Raw genomic sequence first — 21,089 nt, 5'->3', positions numbered from 1 at the left:
CACGGACGCCGCTGCAATGCGTCGCCGTCAGCTGCTCGCCGCGCGCGCAACGTCGATCGCCCGTTGCACGGCGGCTTCCCTCGCGCTGCAAAACTGGCACTCGCCGCACGAGCATTGGTCCTTGAGCTTCTCGCAGCGCGCCCCGACGTCGTCGTCGACCGCGCGGCGCCAGGCTGGACCGTTCTGGGAGCCCGCCATGAACGTCGCGAAGGCCAAGACCTCCGCCTGGGCAGGCAGGATCATTGCGAGCCCATGGGCCACCTTGAGCCCCCCCACCAGCGAGGGGTCGATCCGCCTCGCCCCCACGCTCTCCGCGAATTCCGGATCCTCGCCGAGGGCTCTGCACGCGCGCGCCGCGGCCGTCCAGGCCTGCTCGAGCTTCTCCGCAAACTCCCTGCACGCTGCTTCGGTCTCGCTCTTCATGTGGTCTCCACTCCGCTTCAGGCAGCGGAGGCGTCTGCCTTTGCGTCAGCGCCGAGCTCCTGCAGCTCGTCTCGCGCCACCCCATCAAGCCTCTCCAGCAGGCTCCGCAGCTCCGGCGGGGGAGGTATCTCCCCGTCCGCTCGCCGCGCCGGCGGAGCTCCAGCGAACCGCGGGCCCACCTGGTGCTCCTCGGGCCGCGTCTTCGCGAGGCGTTGCTCGCGGTCCATCCGCTCGTGCCACGGCGTCCGGTAGTCGCGCAGGCGCCCGTGGATCAGGTCGAGCCGGTGCCGGCGATCCGCGTGCTCGTTCTCGCGCAGGAACCGTTTCACCCAGAACTGGACCAGCTCGATCCACGCGCTCTCACCCGCCTCGCCGACGCTCGGCGCACCCTCGAGCACCCGGCGCGCCTTGGCGACGAGGCGCCCGGCCGACGCGCGGTCAGCGCCGTCCGGGTCTTCGCAGTAGGCGCCGTAGCGCCGGGACCAGGCCTCGGCGTAGACGTCCAGCACCAGCGCCGCCTCGGCCGACGACGCCTCGGGCAGCTCGGCGCCGGCCGGTGCCGACCGTCCGATGGGCCCCGTCAGCACGCAGCCGGCGAGGAAGGCCTTGAGCGCCCTCCGCGGCCGCTGGTCGACGGCCTGCTTCAGCGCTGCCTCCCGGATGGCCCGCAGCGCCCGCTCGAGCGTCTGCTGGCCGTCGTCGACCGCTTCCCCGAGCGCCACGGCAAACGCCGGCTCCGCCACCTCGCGCAACGCCGGGCGGGCTTGGAGCTCGGCCAGGATGGCCTCCGCCGACGGCGAGAGGGTCGATGCCCCGCTGTCCTCCGCCGGCGGCGCGCCGCTGCTCTCCCCCTCCCCTCCCGGATCCTCTCCCCCTCCCTCTCGAGCGTCCGCGCGCGCCCCCCCGCATTGCGCTCTCGAGAGTTCCTTTTCCTGATCCTGATCAGATTCCTGATCCTGATCCTGATCCTGGTTCGGCGAACCGTTCACGGAACGGTTGCGCAACGGTTCCGTGAACGGTTCCGTGAACCGTTGCGGCAACGGTATGGGCACGCCGTCGAACGCGCGGACGAACGCGTCGCGGAAGCTCTCGGGCCGGGTCATGAGGTGGGCGATGATGGGCTCTAACCCATCGAATTTTAAGGAACATTCCGGCAGCTCGTCCCAGTGGCCGCGGTAGGAGAGGACCGTGTTCGGGTTCGCCGGCGCGTTGTGGCGCACCGCCTTCGGCAGGAACACGACGCACGCGTTCCAGTCGGCCGTCGCCATGCCGAGCTCCTCGAGCTCGGCGAACGCCGCGTCGAACTTCTCGACCGTCCACCGGAGCGCTTCGGCGATCTGCGCGCGCCCCGCGGCGACGAGCCCCGGAAGGGTTGTCACGACCGGGCCGGTCAGCAGGTACTGCCACAGGAGCTTGCCTTGGTCGCTCAACGACCGGAACTTCTGGTCGCCCCACATCGAGACCCAGACGATGCGGTACCGTCCGCCGTTGGTCCGGTGACGCTCCAGCGCCGACGAGCGACGCCGGCGCGCACCGGAGCCGCCTGCGCGGCTCAGGCGCCCGCCGCCGCCCCTGGCGTCGTCACGCTTCTTGGCGACCGACCGCTCGCCGCCGTCCCGCCCGCTGGGGCCGCGGCGCACATCGCGGTGTGCGCTCGCTGTCTCGTCGCTCATTTCGTCCTCTCCGTGCCCATGTGTACCCGCGCCAATGCCGCACCTCCGCGCTGCCCTCCGAGCAGAGCACCGCGAGCGCGGGACCCGCGCGACGCCAGGGCAGCCCCGCGCGCTCCACGGCAAGGCTCTCGAGGACCCAGCCCCCGTCGGCCGGAAGCTGGGCGAGCATCCGCTCGACGTCGGAGGCTGGGCCCGCCGCGCGCGCCAACGCTGGCTCTGTGCCGTCAGGCGCGCGGCGGGCGCCGGACGTCATGCCGCCGCGCCCTCTGAGCGTTGGGGCCCGCGCGGAGCGCGCGCGAGCGGCGCGGCGGGCGTCGCGTCCCGGATCGCGGCGAGGACCGACGTGTGATTGCGACCGCAGAGCCGGCCGATCTCGATGGACGACATGTGGTAGCGCTCCGCCAGGATCGACCACAGGCGACGGCGAGCGGCGTGCAGCGCCCGGCCCCGTTGCTGGCCCAGCACCTCGATCGCCTTGACCCCGTGGTCGCGGGCCACCGCCCTCACGAGCGGCATGAGGCCGCGCTGCCGCAGCTCCCGGACGAGCTGGTGTTCGCCGCTCATGACGGGGCCCCTCGGCGCCGGTCAGCGCCCCGCCGCGTCGGCCATTCCAGCTCCACGACGGAACAGAGCACCGCACGCTCGAACCGCTGGGCGGCGTCCACGAGCCTCAACCCACGTGCCCACGTCGCGTAGGCCTCCGCGGCGTGCAAAACGAGCCGTGGGCTCGCCTCGATCAGGTCTGCCCACCGGGTGAGCACCTCCACCTCGATGGAGCCCGCGGGAGCGCCGGCGGCGAGGCTGTGCAGCAGGTCTCGGCCTGTCCCTGCCGGCTCGGCGTCCTCGCGGCCGCCGGGCTCGCGGAGCTCTTCTCCGCGGATGACAGCGTACCTAGTCGACATGGCCGACCTCCCTCGTGAGGACACCCGCCTCACGCCGGAGCCGCTCTAGCTCGCCCACGACGTACTTCAGCCGGACGCCCCGCGTGTCAGGCGACAGCTCCATCAGCGTGTGCGCCAGGTCGGCGAGCTGTTCGTCCTCCACGTCAAAGCCGAGCCGGTCCACCGCGAGCTTCGCAGCCACGATGCAGCGGAGCTGCAGGTCGCTGATCGCCCTGAGCTGCTCCTTGTCGACCTGGAGTCCGGCGAGCAGCTCGGCGACGAGCTGGCGCTCGCGCACCACGAGCCTGGAGCGCGGGATCACGGGGCCTCCGCGCGCGCCTGTGCGCTGCCGGCGCTGCGTCCCTTCTGCGGGCGTGCGCCGGCGAACAGGCGGCGCTGGACAAGCTCGAGCTTGTGGTCGTGCTCGCGCACGACCTTCCGCGCGACGAGCTCGTCGCACGCCGCGTGCGTGCGCTGCGCGAACGGCTGCTCCTCCGCCTCGAGCCCGGCGCGGAGGTCCTCGCGGGAGAGGGACCGCTCGGCGAGCGCTTCGACGATGCGCTCTTGGAGCCTGCCGCAGACGGAGCACAGGGTCGGTGCGACCCAGCAGCACCCACCCTCGCAGGCCGCAGCCTCGGTGCAGCCGCACACCGCGCACGCCTCCTCGCCCGCTCCGGCCTGGCGCACATCGCGAGACGCGCTGGCCTTGGCCGGTGGGTTCGCCGCGGCCTGGCGCGCCTTGCCCTTGGCCGCACGCTTCGGCCCCTCTTCGCGCGCATCCTGCGCGGCCGTCTCGCGGGCCTTCCGCAGCGCCGCAGCGTGGATCCTCTTCAGGTCCACGCCGTAGAACAGCGCCGCCATGTGGAGAGCGGAATCCTTTCGCGCGTAGGAAACGTCGCCCTGGGATCCGACCAGGATCTCGATCGCGAGGGCGCGCGCCTCGGGCTCCTTGGCGCCGGCGACGTGGCGCCGGACCGCCTTCTCCTCGCTCTCGTCGTCGCGCACCTCGATCTTCCGACGCTCGATCACGTCGCTCAGGTCCGTGTAGAGGACCTCGATCAGCACCGAGACCAGGAAGCGCCAGAACGCGAGCGTCGGCCTCATCTCGCCCGCCTTGTCGGCGATCGCGCTGATCGCCTTCTCGTAGGCGCTCTGCTCCGCAACGCGCGCGATGCGCGCCTCCGCCGGCGAGCGGCCCGCGTTCGGTGCGACACGCGGCTCCTCCTCGGACGGCAGCTGGCCCGCGACGTCGAGCGCCCGCACCGCCTCCGCGCGCGTGACGAGCTCGTGCACGCCGCCGGTCGGGTCGCGCACGAGCGTCGTCGGCACCGCCCTTCCTCGCAGCGCCTCGCGCCACGTGGGCGGCCGCGGCGGCTCGTCGTCCGCTTCCAGGTCCTCGTCGCCAGCGCCGGCGGGCACAGGCGCCGGCGCGACCATGTAGCAGGGCTGGTCGAGCTCGACGAACTCCGCCGCGGTCTTCCCGGCCATGTGCCCGGCTGGGAACAGCCGCGAGGCCTCCTCGCCCTCCACGACCCTCACCCCGCGGGCGAGGCCGGTTGCGGCGACGCGCTTCCAGTGCGCCAGCTTCTTCTGCTCGAAGCAGCCCCGATCGGAGCAGCGGTCTTCCTCCTCGCCCGCCTCGGCGTAGAGCAGCATCTGGGCACCGCTCCGCTTCGGGCACCTCGAGCAGGGCCCCGCCTCGGGCACCAGGCGCGCGTCGTCCGGATCGAACTGCGCCGCGGCGAGCCGGAGCATGAACTCGCGCTCGACCATCCGCGTCACCTCGAGCGGGCTGAACTCCTCGCGAGCCAGGACGCGGGCGACGGCGGCGGCTCGGTCGTCGGGGTGCTGGATGCGCGCGAGTGTCTCCGCGGACCGGAGGGGCAGCGCCCCGCCCTCGAGGGCGCGCTGCGCGTCCTCGGGCAGGGTCAGCAGCTTGAGCCGCCGCAGCACGCGCGCCTCGGGCTTGTTGACCATCCTCGCGACCTCGTGGGTCGCCCGCCCGAACCGCTGCTGCAGCAGCTGGTACGACCGCGCCTCGTCCAGCGGCGAGACGTCCTCGCGCTGGCCGTTCTCGATCTGCTGGAGGATGATGACCTCTTCCGCGGTCAGATCGTCCCGCAGCTCGGCGGGCACGGTCGCGAGCTCGGCGACCTTCGCGGCGCTCCAGCGTCGCTCTCCGAAGATGATCTCGTACCTGCCCTCGTCGACCGAGCTCCGGATCCAGAGCGGCTCGAGGACGCCGTGCTCCCGGACGCTCTCGACCAGATCGGCGCCGTCGCGATTCCGGGTGCGGGGCTGCGTGGGAGATGGGATGAGGCGATCGACAGGCGCCTCGAAGATGATGCGATCGGACCTCCGCAGGGGTTCGCCTGCAGCGGGGGTCATGCTACGGGTCATGGGCGCGGCCTTTCTTCCGAGGGGTGGCGTTGGGCTCGGCGGGTGTGAGCGCACCTCCGGGCCCGCTTTCGTTCGGCAACAGGGCCTCGGCCCGGCGCGACCCGCGCGCAGGGCCTGCCGGCTCAGAGGCCTGCCGGCTCTCCTCCTGGGGCTCGGACACCGGCCGCGGCTCCTTGCCGCGGTCGACGTCGTTGAACCGGCTGCGCGCCTCTCCGAGGCGCGTCCAGATCTCGACGATCTCGACGACGTGGCCCGGCTGCGCACCGCTCGGCAACGGGCCCTGAGAGCCGAGCAGATCGCGCAGCACGAACTCGGTGGCCTTGGCCTCGCGCTCGAGGCTCTGAAGACGCGGCATCTCGATCTCCGACAACCAGACGGAGCTCGGCTCCGCTTTCTCGCGTGCCTGCGCCTCCGAGACCAGCCGATGGAAGAAACCGGCGCTGGCCTCGGCATCCTTGTGCAGCGCCCGCAAGACGGCGAGCGCCTGCGGGCCCCAGCGCCGCTTGCTGCCCGTCATCGAGCCCTCCTGCGAGCTCGCGGGGCCTGCCCGCGCTCGCCGGCAACGGCGGCCTTGGCCCGGCGCGACCCGCGCGCAGGACCCGCCGGCTCACAGGCCTGCCGGCTCTCCCCCTCCTGCCCGCGGGTCGCCGGCGCGGGCTGGCCGGCGGTGGCCCCGGGTGAGTCCTCCGCTCCAGCGGCGGCGAGCTCGCGGCGGTACAAGCCGCGGCAAGCTCGCCGCTTCACGTCCCAGATGACCTTGAGGGCGCGATCGAGGGTCATCTGCTCGAGGAAGCCTTCGTCGTCCCCGACCTCTACGGGGCTGGGTTCGGCGGCCTGCGGCGCGATGAGCGCGTCGAACGTCGCCTGCTGCGCGCGCACGTGCTCGTAGAGCTCCTCGAGGAGCTCACGGTTGCGCGCGCCCCCCGGCGCCCCGCTCGCCTCGAGCTCGCGGAACTCGTCGAGGGCCGTACGCAGGTCGTTGGCCTGGTTCGCGAGCCACCGACGCATGATTCGCAGAGCGGCCAGCGTCTGCGGTCTCCAGGGCACGGGCGGCCGCTGGGCCGGCTCGGCGCCGGCTCGGCGCGACGACTTGGCGCGGCTCATCGAGCGGCTCGACGCGGGGGGGCAGGTACGACTCGCCTCGTCGCCCGGGAGAGACCGCTACCCGGTCCCCGAGCGGTGACGCTCCGCCACTTGTACCAGGGCACCTCGCCCCCGGTGGCCTGCTCGATATCCCACGCGAAATCGACTGAGGTCCGTCGGCGTTCACCGTTGAGCGCGCGCTGCACGGTGATCCGGTCGAGGTCGTGCAGCTCGCAGAACTTCGGGACGCTGAGGTCCTGGCGCGTGAGGTACGCCCGGAGTTCGCGAGCGCCATCGGTAGGACGATGAACAGGCACCGCAAGACGCTAAGGTACAAGTTTGAACGTGTCAACTTGTACGAGCAGGGTCGGGAATTGTGCTACAGTCAGGTCCCGGTACCGTCGGCGGCGTGACGCTCGCCGTTCGACTCAGGGCCCTCCGGAAGGCCATGCAGCTGACGCAGGAGGAACTGGCGGAGAGAGCAGGCCTCCGACGCACCGAACTTCCTCGCCTGGAGAGGGGAAGCAACAAGGGGAGCTCGCTGGCGATACGCGAAGCCCTGGCTGACGGGTTCGGCGTGACGCTCGCCCAAATCAACGCCTACCTGGATGGACACGCCGACTTGCAGGAGACCGTGGAGCTCATCAAGCAGGGCCGCTCTACCCACGAGTCAACGATGAGTGCGTTCGATATCGCGGTTGCGTACATGGGCGACGCCGTCTCCCCGGAGGCAGTCGCGCGCGTCCGAGCGTGGGCCCGAGACCAGCCGATCGGGCTCCCGCCCCGCGCCTACGGAGAGAAGCTCATCGAGGTGCAACGGGAGCTGCTCGGACAGCTGGGCGAGTCCCAACCGGCATCGAGCACAGGCACGCACGTGCGCAAGAAGAAGATCACCTAGCAAGCTCCCAACTTGTACGTACAAGTTGACACGTACAAAATAGAACCGTACGCTTGGTCTCGATGGACGCAGTTCCTTCCGACGACCACCCGACCGAGACGTCCGGCGACCGTCCCACCGATCCGGCCCCTCCGAGCTACCCGGCAGCTGCTGAAGAGCGCTGCAGCGCGTGCGCGGGGTCCGGCCTCTGCAGCAACTGCAGCGGCCTCGGCCGCCGGCAGGGTGGAGGGCTCTGCGTCGCGTGCAACGGCGGCGACTGCGCCGTCTGCGACGGTGTTGGCTGGCGCGTAGCCGCTGCCGACGGCGGCAGCGCCGCGCCGCCGCTGACGCTGGGGCAGCGGCTCGACCGCGAGGAGCAGGAACGCCAGCGCCTCTCCGAGGAACGCCAGCGCCTCTCCGAGGAGCTGGAGCGGGTCGGAGCCGAGCTGCGTGCGTCGGAGCAGCGGCTGACGGACCTCCGCGCAGAGAGGGATGCGGCGCCGCCGCCGGCGGCGTGCGAGGGATGCCGCGGCTCAGGGGTGTGCCTGCGGTGCGGCTGGGATGCGATCATCTTCGCTGGCCGCCGCATTCCCGGCAACGCCGAGGTAGTCGGCGCCGCCGCGGGCCAGTCGATCTGCGGATGCGTCGCGGGGCGCTGCCGAGACTGCGGCGGTTCAGGGGCCAGCGCGGCGGCGCCCTCGACGGGGGCGCCATGATCCTCCCGCCGGTCGTGGTCTTCCCGATGGACGTCGAGCGCGAGGGGGGCGCGCGCCGCATCGCCGTGGTGCAGCTGCCGGACGGGGCGCTGCGGTACCTCGACTGCGACGCCTGCGCCCTGTGGGACGGCGAGCTCTCACCAGCGGAGCTCGCGCAGGCGCGCGAAGGGCTGGAGCGCGTGGAGCGCCGGCAAGGCCGGCGGGAGGAGACCGAGCATGCAGGGTGAGGATCGAGCGGGGGGTACGGGTGGGAGCGCGGTCGGGAAGCCGCCGGACGCCGACTGGCCCGACGGGCTGGCGCGCGCCGTGGCAGACGCCGTAACGGGCTTCCTGAACGCGAGGGGCATCGCGCGGGACGAGGACGCCGCCATGACCGCGGCGCTCGCGACGGTGAGCGTCGCGATCGACATCGCTCTCCAGAGCGGCGTTCCGCGATGCCGGCTGCTGGGCATGACGATCCAGCTGCTCGCGCTTCGCACCGGCGCGGAGCTCGTCACGATGCCGCTCCCACGCGGGAGCGGGTCGGGGCGCGAAAAGCCCTCGTAGGCGCGAAAGGAGGGGCTTGTGGCGGGGGTGCTGGTCGCTGCGCTCGCTGTGCTCGTCCCCTACGAAGGTGGCTCGTGCGGCGGCGACTGAGGTCGTCAGAGCAGCTCCGCGCGGAAGCGCGCGTGTTCCGGTTGCGCGGTTGGCGCAGGGCCTACCGCGCGCGAGGTCGACAACGGAGGTCCATATGTTCGAGCTAGCCGTGCTTGGGGTGTTGGCGTGCGTGCTCGTGGGCTGGTTGGTCGTGAGGCTCGTGCCGTGGGGGCGCGGGCTCCGCGAGGCCTTTCGCGAGGTGCCCTCTGGCCACTACGGGGTCTACTACGTCGAGGATCCGGTGCCGCTGCGTTCGCGCGGCGTCGCGTGCAAGGAGATCGGCACCAACCTGTACGTGGTGGAGTTCCCCGTGTCGGGGCGGCTGATCTACAACGGCCCCGACAAGAAGGAGTTCTTGACCGCGTTCGACGGGGCGGCGTTCGTCGCGACGCCGGTGACGCGAGACCCGGACAAGCCGTGGCGGCTCGTGGGTCCGGTGCCGGCGCTCAGCAACCCGAACCGGGGGGGCTGGTCATGGTGACCGAGGTGCTCGTGGACCAGGCGCTCGTGCGCGTCTACGTGCAGGTCGACGGCGTCGGCTACTCGGCCGAGCTGACGACGGGCGGTGGGCTGCAGATCGAGCGCCGCGGCGAGGTGGTCGACACCGGGCGCTTCAACGGCCGGCACATCGTGGGCATCTCCGGCGAGGTTCCGCTCCCAGACGCGGCGTACATGGCGCTCGAGCAGGGGCTCCAGGGGGCCGCGGCGCTCGTCCAGTGGCTGGTGGGTCCGACGGCGCGGGAGCCGTCGCCCGCGGCGCCGGATTTCGCGCGATGAGCCGCGGCGTCACGGTGACGGCCTGCGCGAGCCTGGGTCCTCGCGGGCTGCGGTGCCAGATGCCCGCCGGGCACGCGGGCCGGCACTACCACGACGTCGATCCCCCCGCGGAGCCGTGCGACGTCTGCGAGGCCACCGCGGGGGAGCATTGCGCCGACGCCGCGGCGTGCGCGCGGACGAGGGCGAGGGGCTACGACGAAGCGCTGTTGGCGCTCGCGCTCACGCTCGCGCTCTCGGTGGAGGTCCGGTGAGCGCCCCGACCGCGGCCCCGAGGATCCTGACGCCCGCCGAGGCGGCTGCGATCCTGCGCGTGTCGGCGAAGACGGTTTGTCGCCTCTGCGAGCGCGAGGCCATCCCGGGCGCGACGCGGGTCGGCCAGCGGTGGAGGATCCCGGAGTGGGGTATCGTGGCCCTCTTCTCCGGCCAGCGAGGTGGACATGCCCGTCTATCCAAAGACCGGGCGCCGCGGGACGTGGCGCGTAGTGATCTCGATTCGGGGACGGCAGAGGGAGTGGATCGTCAAGGGGCCGAAGGCGGAGGCGGAGGCGTTCGAGGCGAGGCAGCGCGTCGCCATCGAGGCGGGCGAACCCGCGGAGGTCAGGGCCGCTCCAAAGTTCTGCGACTTCTGCTTGGTCCGATACCGCCCTCACGCTGAGATGCACCTCCGGCCCTCGACCTGGAAGGTGCGCGCCTACCAGCTCGCGACGCTCATCGAGCACTTCGGCGAGCTGCGGCTCACCGCGATGACGACCGAGAGCGTCGAGGCGTACAAGCGGCGGCGGCTCGCGGACGGCAAGCAGGCGCGCACCATCAACAACGAGCTCGCCGTGCTCCAGGCCGTCTGCACGTACGCGCGAGAGATCCCGGTGCCGATCTCCCGGTTCAACATCCAGCCGCTGCCCGTCCGTGGCCGGGGGCGCGTGACCTACTGGACCGAGGGGCAGATCAGCGCGCTCTACGAGGCCCTCGAGGAGCTGTCGCCCGAGCTGCTGCCGGTCGTGGTCTTCTTGGTGAACACCGGCTGCCGGAAGGGGGAAGCCCTCGCCCTGACGTGGGAGCAGGTCGACGTCGAGCGCGGCCACATCCGGATCTGGCCGAACGCGGAGTGGCAGCCGAAGGACAACGAGCCGCGGGAGGTGCCCATCGGAGAGGCGCTGCTGCCGTGGCTGCGGCGAGAGCGGCGCTCGTCGCGGTGGGTCTTCCCGTGCAGCACCGGCGAGCGCTGGCGCTGCTGGCCGAAGCTCCAGTTCGACCGCGCGAGGAAAGCTGCCGGACACGACCGCGAGTGCCCCGTCTGGACCGACCACCAGCGGGCCTGCCTCTGCGGAGCGAAGGGCCTGCGAGGAGGACCTCACACGGCGCGGCACACGTTCGCGGCGCACTTCCTCAAGGCGCTGCCCGACATGTACCTGCTGTCCCAGCTGCTAGGGCACAGCGAGACGAGGACCTCGAAGCTCTATGCGCACCTGCTCCCGGAGCACCTGGAGCGGGCGCGCGGCGCCGTGTCGCTCGTGCCGAGCGTGGGGGCTGCTGCGGCCGAGGCGCGGCGGAGGTGGAGCTGATGGACAACGTGCCGAAGGGGGCCAGGATGCCGCGGCTCACGCTCGCGGTGGTCAACCAGAAGGGGGGCGTCGGCAAGACGACCCTCGCCGTGAACCTCGCGGCCGCGGCGCACCTGGAGGGGCGCCGGACGCTGCTGCTCGACCTCGACGCGCAGGGGTCCGCGCTCGACTGGAGCGCCACCCGTGAGGCGTCGAGCAGGCTCGACGGCCTGGCGTGCGCGAAGGCGGACCGGGCGCTCAACCTGCCCCGGTTTCGCGAGCTCACGGCGGGCTACGACGTCGCCGTGCTGGACGGTCCGCCGCGGCTCGGCGACGTCACGCGCTCCGCGGCGCTCGCCGCGGACGTCGTGCTCGTACCTCTGCGCCCTGGGGCCTTCGACTGGTGGGCGGCGGCCGATACGCTGGCGCTCCTCGACTCCGCCGACCTGGTGCGCGACGAGATGCAGCGCCCGCGGGCGCGGCGGCTCTTCGTGATGAACGCGGTGAACGAGCGCACGCGCGGCGGGCGCGCCGCCCTCGACGCGCTGCGGTCGGTCGGCGAGCTCGCGCCGAGCATCGGCGCGCGCGTCGCCTTCAGCGACGCCGCGCTCGCGGGCGAGTCGGTGCTCACGACCGCGCCGGGCGGCCCGGCCGCGGCCGAGCTCCTGGCGGTGTGGCGCGCGCTCGCGGCCCCCAAGGAGCTGGCCCATGGGTGACCCGAGAGGCGTGCGGCCCGTCCGCCCGAGCGAGGCCCGCACGGCCGCCGCCGAGGAGGCGCGCCGGTTCATCGGAGACGGGGAGGAGGTGCCGCTGAAGATCATGGTCACCGAGAAGACCCGGCTGGCCTTCCGGCGCGCGGCCGCCCAGCAGGGCGTGACCATGCGTCGCATGATCCTCGGCTGGGCGCGGGAACACGGGGTCGCGGTGGACGAGGCCGACGAGAGCGCGTTATGAGCAGATCCTTACGGAAGCGCCTGTGGCGCTCTGCGCAGCGGGAGGCGCGACGGCCAGGAGCGCGAGAGCTGGCTCTCCGGATTCTTCAGATCCGATGCGAACCGAGGGGACGCCGGTGGGCCGAGCTTGTGCTTCTGCACCTGCACCGCGGCAGCGACCCGGGCGGCTCGGGTCAGCCGTGATGGACCAAATGGTCCATTTGGTACATTTGTACCATTTGGACCATCGGCTACGCTTGACCTCATGGACCCGCGCCGCCCGCCGATGAGCCTGGCCTGCCCTCCCCACGCCGCCGGCGGGGGCGCCGCCTTCCCTGGACGCGGGCCGTACCGCGAGCCCCGCGTCGATGACCGCCTGGCGCCGCCGGAGACGCGCCTGGAGTACCTCGGTGGCGTCGAGGTGTTCGCCGCGCCGGCCGACCCTCCCCACGCCGAGCACCAGAGCTTGATCGACCGCGTGATCGGCGCGCACGCCGCCCGGGGCTACGCGGTGGCCGTCGAGATGCTCACGCGCACGAGCGAGGTGTCGGACTTCGCCCCCGACGTGAGCGTCTACTTCAAGGAGCCCGACCCGGAGACGGGTGGGAGGCGCCTCGAGGAGCTCGCGTTCGAGGTAACCAGCGAGCAGGCGCTCAGCGTCCCCACCACCAAGGCCCGCGAGCTCATCCGTCGTGGGGTGCGCCGGGTCTTCTGCATGCTGGTGAAGCAGCGGCGCCTCCTCGAATGGTCGCGCGAGACCGACGGCTGGGCGCCTCTGCCCGACGACGCGGTGCTCAGCGATCCGTGTCTCGTGCGGCCGCTGCGCGTCTCCGAGCTCCTTGACGCTGCGGCCGCCGACAACACCATCGCCCTGGCGTTGCTGGTGAAGCGGCCGCCGGCGATCGCGCAGGCCCTGCACGAGGAGCGGCTGGCGGAGGCCCGCGAGGCCGTGCTCGATGTGCTCGTGGCGCGCGGTTTCGACGTCTCCGAGTCGGTGCGCGTCGAGGTGTCGCGTTGCACCGATCTGGCCCAGCTCAAGCACTGGCACCGGCGCGCGATCCACGCGACGAGCGTCGCCGAGGCCATCGGCCTCTCGGAGAAGGACCGCAGGAGCTGAGGGCATGGGGCAGCCCGCTGAGAAGCGCCGCCGCGCGACGTACGCCGACCTCGAAGCGGTGCCACCGCACAAGCTGGCGGAGCTCATCGGCGGCGCGATGTACGTGACCTCGCGCGGCGCGCCGCGGCACGCTCTTGCGAGATCGGCCATGGGTGGCCTGCTGGACCCATTCTGGCACGGCGACAACGTCCCAGGCGGCTGGTGGATCCTGGACGGGGTCGAGATGCACTTTCCCGACCCAGGCTCGCCGGGCGACTCGGACGTGCTCGTGCCGGACCTCGCCGGCTGGCGCCTCGAGCGCATGCCCAAGCTCCCCGAGACGGCCTACGTCGAGCTGGCGCCGGACTGGGTCTGCGACGTCTTGACCGAGTCGACCGAGGAGCTGAAGCGCGAGCTGAAGATGCCCGTCTACGCGCGCGAAGGCGTGCGGCACGCGTGGCTCGTCGACCCTCGCCAGCGGACGCTCGAGGCGTACTCGCTGCTCCCGAGCGGTGCCTGGGCTCTGGTTGGGACGCACCGGGAAGCGGCGCGCCTGCGCATTGAGCCGTTCGAGGCCGTCGAGCTCGACCTCGCCGAGCTCTGGGGGTAGTGGCTCACGCGGCGGTCTCGACGCCGCGTGCGTCATCCTCCGCCAGCAGCTCGCCGGCGAACAAGACGCCTTCCGCGAAGGCCTCCGCGACCACCGGGTCGGCGAGGTCGAGGCCGGCAGAGCGAGCGGCCGCGAGCGCGCTCGGCGGCACCAAGCGGCCGAGCAGGTCGGGAACGGAGCCGGGGACGGGTGGAGCCATGTGCGCAGGCTAGCAGCCCGAGCTCGGCAACGCCGACGCGGCGCGCCACCCGGGCCGAGCGCGCGACAAACCGAGACCGCCGGCTCGTCCCGAGAGGGGTCGAAGCGCGACCCGGCCTGGCCAGGATTCGGCCAGGCTCCGAAAGCCCGATTTGGCTCCAAGGGGCTCCCGTGGCCGAGAATGTCCGCGAAATCTGGCCGTGTCCAGGTGGCCAGTATAATCGCACTCTAGAGGTCGCAGGTTCGATCCCTGTCAGGTCCACCCTCGAAGCAGTTTCATTCTCTTTCTTAGCCGTTCTTCTTCGTCTTCCACGCCATCGCTGCTCCTTCGCGAGCGTACGGCCTCGCGAGACGCGGGCCATGGTGAGCGTGCGAGCTCATGCGGTTATGCAGTGACGCACACCGCTCGGGCGTCCGCAGGGGAGGTCCCATCAGCACGGGGGGCAGGTCGCGGCGCGCTGCGCTGAGCGCCCGCCGCGGCGTTGCGCGGCGTTGCCCGACGTCGCCCTGTGCCTCGCTGCGCTGAGCGCCCGCGCGGCCGCGGCTGGCGCTCACCCGGCCGCGTGCGTCAGGCCCATCGACGGTGGATGAGGTGGAGCGTCCACCGGGACGGCGCGCGGCGCGATCCGAGGAGCACATCGGTGCGCGGAGACCGCGCGGCCGATGTGCTCACCCCGCCGGCGCCTCCGCGCTGTCCGCGGCGCGAGGCTCGCCGAGACGGCGCGGAGGAGCGGCCCGCTCACTCGTCGATCGGCTCGAAATCGGCCTTGGTCGCGCCGCACTCCGGGCACATCCAGGAGTCAGGCAGGTCCTCGAACGAGGTCCCCGGCGCAACGCCTGTGTCGGGGTCACCGACCGCCGGGTCATAGACGAATCCGCAGACCAGACACCGATATTTCTTCATCCGTGGTTCTCCTCAAGAGCTCGACGAGAGGAGCCTGACGCTACCACGAGGGCGGACACGGCCGCAGATGAACCTTCTGGTCCGCAGCTCTCGCCACGGCGCCCAGGTCCTGCGCCACGAGCGCGCGCGCGCCGCCTCGGCGACCGTGGCCGCCGAGACGCGGGCTCAGGGCGGCGCCGGAGCGTCGCGCACCGCGAGCTGCTTCTTCCGCAGCACGCGCGCGATCGGCCAGTAGGCGAGCCGGAGCAGCCACCGCGGGCAGATGACGCCGAGATGGATGACGAGCCACGCCACCACCCCGGGCACCACGAGCGCGAGGCCGCGGTCCACCGCGCGGACCAGCGCGCGCGCGCAGCGCTCCGGGGAGATCGACAGGAGCGCGGGAGGCTCGAGGCCCGTGAAGTTGCCGGCCACCTCGTTGAACTCGGTCCGCACGGGCCCCGGACAGACCTGCGTCACCCGCACGCCGGTGCCGGCGAGATCGAGGCGGAGCGCTTCGGTAAAGCTCGTGACGAAGTGCTTCGTGCCGACGTACGAGGCCATCCCGGGCCCGAACGTCAGCCCGAAGCCGGAGCTCACGTTCGCGATCGCGCCGCGCCCGCGCGACACCATCGGGCCGACGAGCCGGTGCGTGAGGTACGCGAGGCTCGTCACGTTCAGCGCGATCATCTGCTCGGTGCGCGACCACGCGGAGAGATCGAACACGCCGATGTCACCGAAGCCGGCGTTGTTGACGAGGACGTCGACCCCCCCGACCTCGGCCTCGACGGCGAGCAGCATCGCGTCGACCGCCGCCCGATCGGTGACATCGCAGCCGAAGGCGAGCACGGCGAGCGCCGGCCGCGCCGCGGCGAGATCGGCCCGCAGCGCCTCCAGGCGCTCCTTGCGGCGCGCGACCAGCACGAGCGCCCGGGCGCGCTGGGCGATCTCGTGCGCCAGCGCGCGGCCGATGCCCGACGACGCGCCGGTGATGAGCACGACCCCGCTGTCGATCGGCGATTGCACGGCCGACAGGGTTGCCCGGCGCCCCCCGGCCGCGCAAGGGCCCCCTCGCCGACCGGCCTCGCATCGTCCACGCTCCCGCGCTTCCGCCCTCCGGCGTTTCCGCGCTTCCACGCTTCCGCCCTCCGGCGTTTCCGCGCTTCCACGCTTCCGCCCTCCGGCGTTTCCGCGCCGCCACGCTTCCGCCCTCCGGCGTTTCCGCGCTTCCGCCCTACCGCAGCTCGCCCGCTACACCCCGCAGGCCGCGCGAGCGCGCGGCGCACCACCTCGAGAAATCGGGCGAAACGGAGAAGCGCACCTCGGAGGAGATAGGCGCGCAGGAGGCACCTCGACATTCATTGCGCTACCTTCGAGACCACGAGTCGCAACCGGCCGGTAACACGCATCACCCCGGGGGCGTCCCCCGCGACCGCCGCCAGCACCGCGCCTTGGCCGGCGAGCGCGGCGACGGGGCGGCCGCGGCGCGCGTTGACGTCCACGGCGGCTCTCTCATACCGTGGACGGCGTCCTCACGAGCCAGGAGACCTCATGCGTTGGCCCTCATCTCTCATCAGTGTGCTCTTCATCGCCGCCGGGCTGGGCGCCTGCGAACGATCCGCGGAGTACGAGCACAAGGCCGCCCCGGCCTCGAACACGGCGAAGCCCGCCGCGACCGCCGCGGCGACAAGCGACGTGAAGCCGCTCGTCTTCGATCCGAAGGACGTCAAGTCCTTCAAGGTCCTGCCCGCAAAATTCGAGACTGACAAGAACACGATCACCGATGACAAGGTGACCCTGGGAAGGATGCTGTGGTACGAGACGCGCCTCTCGAAGAACCACGATATCTCCTGCAACTCGTGTCATGGCCTCTCGACCTACGGCGTCGACAACAAGCAGTTCTCCTCCGGGCACAAGGGCCAGCTCGGCGGCCGCAACTCGCCCTCTGCGTACAACGCGGGCCCCCACGTCGCCCAGTTCTGGGACGGCCGGGCGGCCACGCTCGAGGACCAGGCCAAAGGGCCTATCCTGAACCCCGTCGAGATGGCCATGCCGGACGAGAAGCGGGTCATCACGACGCTGAAGTCGATCCCCGAGTACGTGAAGCTCTTCAAGACGGCCTTCCCCGACGACAAGGAGCCGATCACCTACGACAACATGGCCAAGGCGATCGGCGCGTTCGAGCGCGGCCTGGTCACGCCGTCGCGCTTCGACAAGTTCCTGGGCGGCGACGACAAGGCCCTTACCGCCGAGGAGAAGGCCGGGTTCCACAAGTTCATCTCGCTCGGGTGCCCGACCTGTCACACGGGCGTCGCCGTCGGCGGCTCGACGTTCCAGAAGCTCGGCCTCGTAAAGGAGTTCCCCGGCCTCAAGGACAACGGGCGCTTCGACCACACGAAGGACGAGAAGGACAAGTTCTTCTTCCGCGTCCCGAGCCTCAGGAACGTCGAGAAGACCTTCCCGTACTTCCACGACGGCTCCATCGCGACGCTCGACGAGACGGTGACCAAGATGGCGTGGCACCAGCTCGGCGTGGAGGCCAAGCCCGAAGAGGTGAAGGCGATCGTCGCGTTCCTCAAGTCGCTCACCGGCGATCTCCCGACCGACTACATCAAGCAGCCCGAGCTGCCCCCGAGCGGGCCGACCACGCCCAAGGCCGACCCGACGTGAGCTGATCACGCGGACCACGCGGATCATGCTGCTCGCCCGGTTGCGCCGGGAGGGCGGATCGGCTCTGCTCCGCCCTCTCGGATGAGCACGAGCTCCAGCGACGACGGGCGATCCGCGCCCGCTCCAGAGGACGGAGCGGGCGCGTCCGCGGAAGGGGCTCGCGACGCGAGCGAGGGGCGCACCGCCAGGGCGCTCGTCTTCGTGCGCGAGCGCTTCGACGGCGCGTGCCTCGCCTTCCCCGTCGCGGCGCCGGACGTCGCGAGCTTCGGCCGCGACGAGGACGTCCTCGTCGAGCAGCAGCTCTTCCTGCGCGAGCACGCCGCGCGCGCCCGGCCCGAGGCGGTCTCCCGGCTCTCGTTCCCGCAAGGGACAGGGCTCCTCTCCGTGAGCGTCCCCGTCCCGCGCGACGACTTGCCGCGCAAGCTGCGGAACGAGGTGCCGGTGAGCTTCCCCTGCGTCGTCGTGCCGGCCGGCGAGCTGGACGCGCGCGGGCAGACGGAGACGCCGGCGGCGGAGCGCGGCGACAGCGACGCGTGGGTGCTCGTGCCGAGCCTCGGGCACGCGTTCTACGTGGAGGCGGGCGAGCCGATCGAGGCGGCGATCCGGCACGAGGTGCGCCGGCTGCTCGCGTCGCAGGTCCTGTCGACGTGGGAGCACCTGGGGCTCCTGCCCGGGAGCGCGCACCGCCTGGAGGTGCTCCACGCGCCGCTGCCCGAGCCCGAGCGCGCGGGCGGGCACGGGCCGCGCGGCGCCTCGATCGTGGAGCGCGCGCGGCGGAAGAAGGCCGTCGAGACGCTCGTCGCGGTGGCGACGCCGCTCCACGTGGCGGCGCAGCGGAGCCCGCTCGCGACGCCGCCGCTCACCTGCCGCGACGCGGAGCTCGCGCGCCTCGCGGCGCTGCTCGACGGCGAGGAGCGCCTCGGCGTGCTGCTCGTGGGCCCGGAGCACGCCGGGAAGACCGCGCTCGCGCTGGCGTACGTCGCCCGCCAGACGCGGCTCGTCTACGCGACGTCGGGCGCGCAGCTCATCGCGGGCATGAGCGGCCTCGGGCAGTGGCAGGAGCGCATCCACGGCGTGATGGAGGCCGCCGCCGCGCTCGACGCGGTGCTCTACTTCGAGAACCTCGACGACCTCCTGGCCGAGCGCGTCGACGGGGGGCACGTGGACCTGGCCGGCGCGATGCGGCCCTACCTCGACGAGGGGCGGGTGCGCGTCCTGTGCGAGCTCCGGGACGACCGGCTCGACGCGCTCGAGGGGCGGCACTGGGCGTTCTTCGCGGGCCTGAGCCGCATCCGGGTCGATCCGCTCTCGGCCGAGAGCACCCGAAAGGCGCTCGCCGCGCGCGCCGAGCGCGACGGCCGCGTCGAGCCGCACCGCCCCGTGGTCGCGGGCGACGCGCTGACGGCGCTCGTCGATCTCGCGGAGCGCTACCTGCCCTACAGCGCCTTCCCGGGCAAGGCGGTCCGCCTCTACGAGGACCTGCGCGCCGTGCACGAGCGGGAGCGGACCGCGCAGGGGGAGCCGGTCACGCTCGGGCGGAGCGATCTCCACGAGCTGTTCTCGATGCGCACCGGGATGCCGGCGTTCCTGCTGCGCGACGATCTCCCGCTCCGCGTCGACCGCGTGGCGCGCGACCTCGGCGCGAGCGTGGTCGGGCAGGAGCGCGCGGTGCGCGCGCTCGCCGAGACGATCGCCGTGGTGAAGGCGGGGCTCTCGCCGCCGGACAAGCCGCTCGCGGCGTTCCTCTTCGTGGGGCCGACGGGCATCGGCAAGACGGAGCTCGCCCGCGCGCTCGCCGGGCTGCTCTTCGGCTCGCCCGATCGGCTCTCGCGGTTCGACATGAGCGAGTTCTCGAGCGAGGGCGCGGCCGATCGCCTGATCCGCGGGACCGACGGCGCGGGCGGGCTGCTCACGCAGCGCGTGCGCGAGCAGCCGTTCTGCGTGCTCCTGCTCGACGAGATCGAGAAGGCCCACCGGGCCGTGTTCGATCTCCTGCTGCAGGTGCTCGGCGAGGGGCGCCTGTCCGACGCGCGCGGCAGGACGGCGTACTTCCACAACGCGATCGTGATCATGACGTCGAACCTCGGCGCGGCGGAGCGGCGCGCGCGGGCGGGGTTCGCCGGCGAGCGAGGCGCCGAGGCCCCGGAGGAGCAGGCCGCGCTCGACGAGGCGCACTACCAGCGCGTCGTCGCGGGCGCGTTCCGGCAGGAGTTCGTGAACCGCATCGATCGCGTGGTGCCCTTCCGGGCGCTGACCCGGGCGGAGCTCGCCGAGGTCGCGCGCCTCACGGCGCAGCGCCTCGCCCAGCGCCGCGGGCTGTCCGAGGCGGGCGTCGCGCTCGAGGTGTCGGAGCGGGCGCTCGCGCGGCTCGCCGAGGACGGCCACGCGCCGGCGTACGGGGCGCGGGCGCTGCGGCGCCACGTCGAGGAGCACCTCGCGGCGCCGCTCGCGCGGCTGCTCGCGAGGCTCGGGGGCGACGCGCGGGATCTCACGGTGTGGGTGACCGAGGCGGGCGAGCCTGAAGCGGCGGCGCCCGCCGACGGCGCCGTGGTCGCCCGCGCCGAGACGCCCGCGCTCCGCCTCGCGGCGCGGCGGCGGCGCGCGGCGAAGGCCGCGCAGCAGGCGTTCGGCGTCGAGCAGGTCGGCGAGCTCCGGCGCGAGGTGGACCGGTGGATGGGCCTCGGGCCGCTCGAGCAGCTCAAGGAGCAGATCGACTTCCTGCTGACGCAGCTGAGCCTCGCGAGCGGGCCGTCGCGCGATCGGCGAAAGGAGATCGACGCCGCGGCGCTGCAGGCCGAGCACCACCGGCTGAGCGAGCTGTGGGGGCAGCTCGAGCGCGCGCAGGAGGAGATGCACGGCGTCGAGGAGCTCGCCCTGATGGCGCTGCTCGAGGGCGAGGAGGTGCGCGGGCTCGCGGGCGAGGCGCGCGCGGCGTGGGAGGGCGTGCGCAAGGTGCTGCCCCGCGCGCTCGTCGCGACCGAGTCGCGGCGCGACGCGATCACGCTGATCCTGGAGGAGCTCGACGCGGGGGCGTTCGAGCGGTGGCTCGCGCCGCTCCTCAAGGAGCTCCCGCGGCGCGGGTGGGGCGCGACGCTGCACATCGACGGCGACCGGGCCGGGCCCGGCGACGGCGCGTGGCCCACGAGCCGGCGGTGGGGCCCGCCGCGCGCTCCCGGCGACGTGCTGGACGCGCTCGACAAGCCGAAGCGCGGGTTCCGGAGCGTGCTCCTCCGCTGCACCGGCGCGTACGCCGGGGCGTTCCTCTCGCTGGAGCGGGGGCTCCACCGGGTGGTCGCGCGCAAGCGGGACGCGGGCGAGGCGCCGGACGACGGCCGGCTGCACGTGTTCGTGCACTTCGTCGCGCACGCGGCCGACATCGCCGAGGACCAGTGGGAGCACAGGTCGCTCGCGCCGCCGCCCGCCGGCTCGGCCGCGGCGCGGCGGCGCGGGGCGGCCGCGCGCGAGCTCGACGAGGTCGAGGGCGCGGCGCTGATCGCGGGGCGCAGGGCGCGGATCGCGATGGATCCGGCCTGGTACTTTGAGCGGCTCGACGAGGTCGCGCTGACGCACCTGCTCCTGTTCGAGGACGAGGGGAGCGGGCTGGATCGGAGCGAGTACTTCAGCGCAGGCGGGGACGGCCCGGCGCTGGATGATTTGCCCGACGCCTGACCTGGCAGAGCCACTACCCTGAGG

At 72.7% G+C, this 21,089-nt stretch carries 26 protein-coding genes and 1 pseudogene; 16 read left to right on the top strand and 11 right to left on the bottom strand.

From position 1 onward, the window contains the following. Positions 1-27: 27 nt before the first annotated feature. From WME82_RS01825 to WME82_RS01790, 8 genes are all read right to left on the bottom strand, one after another. Positions 28-423, bottom strand: coding sequence for a hypothetical protein (locus WME82_RS01825; RefSeq protein WP_438041420.1), 396 nt, complete (start codon positions 421-423; stop codon positions 28-30). Between the two features lie 17 nt (positions 424-440). Next, entirely contained in the window at positions 441-2,096 is a 1,656-nt protein-coding gene (locus WME82_RS01820) for a hypothetical protein (protein WP_438041419.1), read from the bottom strand. Positions 2,097-2,345: 249 nt separating this feature from the next. Then, positions 2,346-2,660 (bottom strand): helix-turn-helix domain-containing protein, encoded by a 315-nt coding sequence (locus WME82_RS01815; protein ID WP_438041418.1) that lies wholly within the window; start codon positions 2,658-2,660, stop codon positions 2,346-2,348. After that, positions 2,657-2,998: a hypothetical protein gene (locus WME82_RS01810; protein ID WP_438041417.1), complete on the bottom strand. Its 342-nt coding sequence runs from the start codon at positions 2,996-2,998 to the stop codon at positions 2,657-2,659. Before WME82_RS01810 ends, WME82_RS01815 begins: the two co-directional genes overlap by 4 nt. Next, on the bottom strand, positions 2,988-3,299 hold the full coding sequence (locus WME82_RS01805; protein WP_438041416.1) for a hypothetical protein: 312 nt from the start codon (positions 3,297-3,299) through the stop codon (positions 2,988-2,990). Before WME82_RS01805 ends, WME82_RS01810 begins: the two co-directional genes overlap by 11 nt. Continuing rightward, positions 3,296-5,377, bottom strand: coding sequence for a ParB/RepB/Spo0J family partition protein (locus tag WME82_RS01800; RefSeq protein WP_438041415.1), 2,082 nt, complete (start codon positions 5,375-5,377; stop codon positions 3,296-3,298). The genes WME82_RS01805 and WME82_RS01800 overlap by 4 nt, the downstream gene beginning before the upstream one ends. Next, positions 5,367-5,849: a hypothetical protein gene (locus tag WME82_RS01795; RefSeq protein ID WP_438041414.1), complete on the bottom strand. Its 483-nt coding sequence runs from the start codon at positions 5,847-5,849 to the stop codon at positions 5,367-5,369. The genes WME82_RS01800 and WME82_RS01795 overlap by 11 nt, the downstream gene beginning before the upstream one ends. Before the next feature lie 41 nt (positions 5,850-5,890). Further along, on the bottom strand, positions 5,891-6,385 hold the full coding sequence (locus tag WME82_RS01790; protein WP_438041413.1) for a hypothetical protein: 495 nt from the start codon (positions 6,383-6,385) through the stop codon (positions 5,891-5,893). Between WME82_RS01790 and WME82_RS01785 the strand changes: the two genes are divergently transcribed. From WME82_RS01785 to WME82_RS01720, 14 genes and pseudogenes are all read left to right on the top strand, one after another. Next, positions 6,384-6,560 (top strand): hypothetical protein, encoded by a 177-nt coding sequence (locus WME82_RS01785; protein ID WP_438041412.1) that lies wholly within the window; start codon positions 6,384-6,386, stop codon positions 6,558-6,560. The two genes, WME82_RS01790 and WME82_RS01785, sit on opposite strands and share 2 nt — an antisense overlap. 309 nt (positions 6,561-6,869) lie before the next feature. Then, entirely contained in the window at positions 6,870-7,358 is a 489-nt protein-coding gene (locus WME82_RS01780; RefSeq protein WP_438041411.1) for a helix-turn-helix domain-containing protein, read from the top strand. A gap of 62 nt (positions 7,359-7,420) precedes the next feature. Next, positions 7,421-8,053, top strand: coding sequence for a hypothetical protein (locus tag WME82_RS01775; protein WP_438041410.1), 633 nt, complete (start codon positions 7,421-7,423; stop codon positions 8,051-8,053). After that, entirely contained in the window at positions 8,050-8,280 is a 231-nt protein-coding gene (locus tag WME82_RS01770) for a hypothetical protein (RefSeq protein ID WP_438041409.1), read from the top strand. The genes WME82_RS01775 and WME82_RS01770 overlap by 4 nt, the downstream gene beginning before the upstream one ends. Next, positions 8,270-8,599 carry a hypothetical protein gene (locus WME82_RS01765; protein WP_438041408.1) on the top strand — a complete coding sequence of 110 codons (330 nt, stop codon included), beginning with the start codon at positions 8,270-8,272 and terminating at the stop codon, positions 8,597-8,599. Before WME82_RS01770 ends, WME82_RS01765 begins: the two co-directional genes overlap by 11 nt. Positions 8,600-8,783: 184 nt before the next feature. Further along, on the top strand, positions 8,784-9,170 hold the full coding sequence (locus WME82_RS01760) for a hypothetical protein (protein ID WP_438041407.1): 387 nt from the start codon (positions 8,784-8,786) through the stop codon (positions 9,168-9,170). Then, on the top strand, positions 9,164-9,466 hold the full coding sequence (locus WME82_RS01755; protein ID WP_438041406.1) for a hypothetical protein: 303 nt from the start codon (positions 9,164-9,166) through the stop codon (positions 9,464-9,466). The genes WME82_RS01760 and WME82_RS01755 overlap by 7 nt, the downstream gene beginning before the upstream one ends. Continuing rightward, on the top strand, positions 9,463-9,717 hold the full coding sequence (locus WME82_RS01750) for a hypothetical protein (protein ID WP_438041405.1): 255 nt from the start codon (positions 9,463-9,465) through the stop codon (positions 9,715-9,717). The genes WME82_RS01755 and WME82_RS01750 overlap by 4 nt, the downstream gene beginning before the upstream one ends. Further along, positions 9,633-9,881, top strand: a pseudogene (locus tag WME82_RS01745) (helix-turn-helix domain-containing protein); the annotation flags it as partial. The gene WME82_RS01750 and the pseudogene WME82_RS01745, both read left to right, overlap by 85 nt. A 67-nt stretch (positions 9,882-9,948) precedes the next feature. Further along, positions 9,949-11,028 carry a tyrosine-type recombinase/integrase gene (locus WME82_RS01740; protein WP_438041404.1) on the top strand — a complete coding sequence of 360 codons (1,080 nt, stop codon included), beginning with the start codon at positions 9,949-9,951 and terminating at the stop codon, positions 11,026-11,028. Next, a complete protein-coding gene (locus tag WME82_RS01735) occupies positions 11,028-11,723 on the top strand; it encodes an AAA family ATPase (RefSeq protein WP_438041403.1) in 696 nt (231 codons plus the stop codon). The genes WME82_RS01740 and WME82_RS01735 overlap by 1 nt, the downstream gene beginning before the upstream one ends. Beyond that, positions 11,716-11,961 (top strand): hypothetical protein, encoded by a 246-nt coding sequence (locus WME82_RS01730; RefSeq protein WP_438041402.1) that lies wholly within the window; start codon positions 11,716-11,718, stop codon positions 11,959-11,961. Before WME82_RS01735 ends, WME82_RS01730 begins: the two co-directional genes overlap by 8 nt. Positions 11,962-12,204: 243 nt before the next feature. Beyond that, positions 12,205-13,056 (top strand): Uma2 family endonuclease, encoded by an 852-nt coding sequence (locus WME82_RS01725; protein ID WP_438041401.1) that lies wholly within the window; start codon positions 12,205-12,207, stop codon positions 13,054-13,056. 4 nt (positions 13,057-13,060) lie between these two features. Next, positions 13,061-13,645 carry a Uma2 family endonuclease gene (locus WME82_RS01720; RefSeq protein ID WP_438041400.1) on the top strand — a complete coding sequence of 195 codons (585 nt, stop codon included), beginning with the start codon at positions 13,061-13,063 and terminating at the stop codon, positions 13,643-13,645. A 4-nt stretch (positions 13,646-13,649) separates the two neighbouring features. Here the strand turns inward: WME82_RS01720 and WME82_RS01715 are convergent, their stop codons facing one another. The 3 genes from WME82_RS01715 to WME82_RS01705 all read right to left on the bottom strand — a co-directional run bounded on the left by WME82_RS01715 (position 13,650) and on the right by WME82_RS01705 (position 15,752). Next, the gene (locus tag WME82_RS01715; protein WP_438041399.1) at positions 13,650-13,844 is read right to left on the bottom strand and encodes a hypothetical protein; all 195 of its coding nucleotides are present in this window, start codon (positions 13,842-13,844) and stop codon (positions 13,650-13,652) included. Positions 13,845-14,582: 738 nt separating this feature from the next. After that, positions 14,583-14,747: a rubredoxin gene (gene rd, locus WME82_RS01710; protein ID WP_438041398.1), complete on the bottom strand. Its 165-nt coding sequence runs from the start codon at positions 14,745-14,747 to the stop codon at positions 14,583-14,585. 165 nt (positions 14,748-14,912) lie between these two features. Further along, the gene (locus WME82_RS01705; protein ID WP_437860981.1) at positions 14,913-15,752 is read right to left on the bottom strand and encodes an SDR family NAD(P)-dependent oxidoreductase; all 840 of its coding nucleotides are present in this window, start codon (positions 15,750-15,752) and stop codon (positions 14,913-14,915) included. A 525-nt stretch (positions 15,753-16,277) separates the two neighbouring features. On the opposite strand from WME82_RS01705, the gene WME82_RS01700 reads away from it, so the two are divergent. Both WME82_RS01700 and WME82_RS01695 read left to right on the top strand, forming a co-directional pair. Next, entirely contained in the window at positions 16,278-17,396 is a 1,119-nt protein-coding gene (locus WME82_RS01700) for a cytochrome-c peroxidase (protein WP_438041397.1), read from the top strand. Positions 17,397-17,477: 81 nt separating this feature from the next. Next, positions 17,478-21,065 (top strand): AAA family ATPase, encoded by a 3,588-nt coding sequence (locus WME82_RS01695; RefSeq protein ID WP_438041396.1) that lies wholly within the window; start codon positions 17,478-17,480, stop codon positions 21,063-21,065. The last annotated feature ends 24 nt before the right edge of the window (positions 21,066-21,089 follow it).

This window comes from Sorangium sp. So ce128 (genome assembly GCF_051525245.1).
Taxonomy (GTDB): Bacteria; Myxococcota_A; Polyangia; order Polyangiales; family Polyangiaceae; genus Sorangium; species Sorangium cellulosum_B.
Note: the sequence above shows the minus strand (reverse complement) of the source record. Positions and strands in the feature narration are given on the sequence as shown.

What these genes read in the sequence shown, in the direction of transcription:
- WME82_RS01825 (WP_438041420.1), bottom strand. Translation starts at nt 423, where the DNA reads ATGAAGAGCGAGACCGAAGCAGCGTGCAGGGAGTTTGCGGAGAAGCTC.
- WME82_RS01820 (WP_438041419.1), bottom strand. Translation starts at nt 2,096, where the DNA reads ATGAGCGACGAGACAGCGAGCGCACACCGCGATGTGCGCCGCGGCCCC.
- WME82_RS01815 (WP_438041418.1), bottom strand. Translation starts at nt 2,660, where the DNA reads ATGAGCGGCGAACACCAGCTCGTCCGGGAGCTGCGGCAGCGCGGCCTC.
- WME82_RS01810 (WP_438041417.1), bottom strand. Translation starts at nt 2,998, where the DNA reads ATGTCGACTAGGTACGCTGTCATCCGCGGAGAAGAGCTCCGCGAGCCC.
- WME82_RS01800 (WP_438041415.1), bottom strand. Translation starts at nt 5,377, where the DNA reads ATGACCCGTAGCATGACCCCCGCTGCAGGCGAACCCCTGCGGAGGTCC.
- WME82_RS01785 (WP_438041412.1), top strand. Translation starts at nt 6,384, where the DNA reads ATGATTCGCAGAGCGGCCAGCGTCTGCGGTCTCCAGGGCACGGGCGGC.
- WME82_RS01790 (WP_438041413.1), bottom strand. Translation starts at nt 6,385, where the DNA reads ATGCGTCGGTGGCTCGCGAACCAGGCCAACGACCTGCGTACGGCCCTC.
- WME82_RS01775 (WP_438041410.1), top strand. Translation starts at nt 7,421, where the DNA reads ATGGACGCAGTTCCTTCCGACGACCACCCGACCGAGACGTCCGGCGAC.
- WME82_RS01770 (WP_438041409.1), top strand. Translation starts at nt 8,050, where the DNA reads ATGATCCTCCCGCCGGTCGTGGTCTTCCCGATGGACGTCGAGCGCGAG.
- WME82_RS01765 (WP_438041408.1), top strand. Translation starts at nt 8,270, where the DNA reads ATGCAGGGTGAGGATCGAGCGGGGGGTACGGGTGGGAGCGCGGTCGGG.
- WME82_RS01760 (WP_438041407.1), top strand. Translation starts at nt 8,784, where the DNA reads ATGTTCGAGCTAGCCGTGCTTGGGGTGTTGGCGTGCGTGCTCGTGGGC.
- WME82_RS01755 (WP_438041406.1), top strand. Translation starts at nt 9,164, where the DNA reads ATGGTGACCGAGGTGCTCGTGGACCAGGCGCTCGTGCGCGTCTACGTG.
- WME82_RS01750 (WP_438041405.1), top strand. Translation starts at nt 9,463, where the DNA reads ATGAGCCGCGGCGTCACGGTGACGGCCTGCGCGAGCCTGGGTCCTCGC.
- WME82_RS01735 (WP_438041403.1), top strand. Translation starts at nt 11,028, where the DNA reads ATGGACAACGTGCCGAAGGGGGCCAGGATGCCGCGGCTCACGCTCGCG.
- WME82_RS01730 (WP_438041402.1), top strand. Translation starts at nt 11,716, where the DNA reads ATGGGTGACCCGAGAGGCGTGCGGCCCGTCCGCCCGAGCGAGGCCCGC.
- WME82_RS01725 (WP_438041401.1), top strand. Translation starts at nt 12,205, where the DNA reads ATGGACCCGCGCCGCCCGCCGATGAGCCTGGCCTGCCCTCCCCACGCC.
- WME82_RS01720 (WP_438041400.1), top strand. Translation starts at nt 13,061, where the DNA reads ATGGGGCAGCCCGCTGAGAAGCGCCGCCGCGCGACGTACGCCGACCTC.
- WME82_RS01715 (WP_438041399.1), bottom strand. Translation starts at nt 13,844, where the DNA reads ATGGCTCCACCCGTCCCCGGCTCCGTTCCCGACCTGCTCGGCCGCTTG.
- rd (WP_438041398.1), bottom strand. Translation starts at nt 14,747, where the DNA reads ATGAAGAAATATCGGTGTCTGGTCTGCGGATTCGTCTATGACCCGGCG.
- WME82_RS01700 (WP_438041397.1), top strand. Translation starts at nt 16,278, where the DNA reads ATGCGTTGGCCCTCATCTCTCATCAGTGTGCTCTTCATCGCCGCCGGG.
- WME82_RS01695 (WP_438041396.1), top strand. Translation starts at nt 17,478, where the DNA reads ATGAGCACGAGCTCCAGCGACGACGGGCGATCCGCGCCCGCTCCAGAG.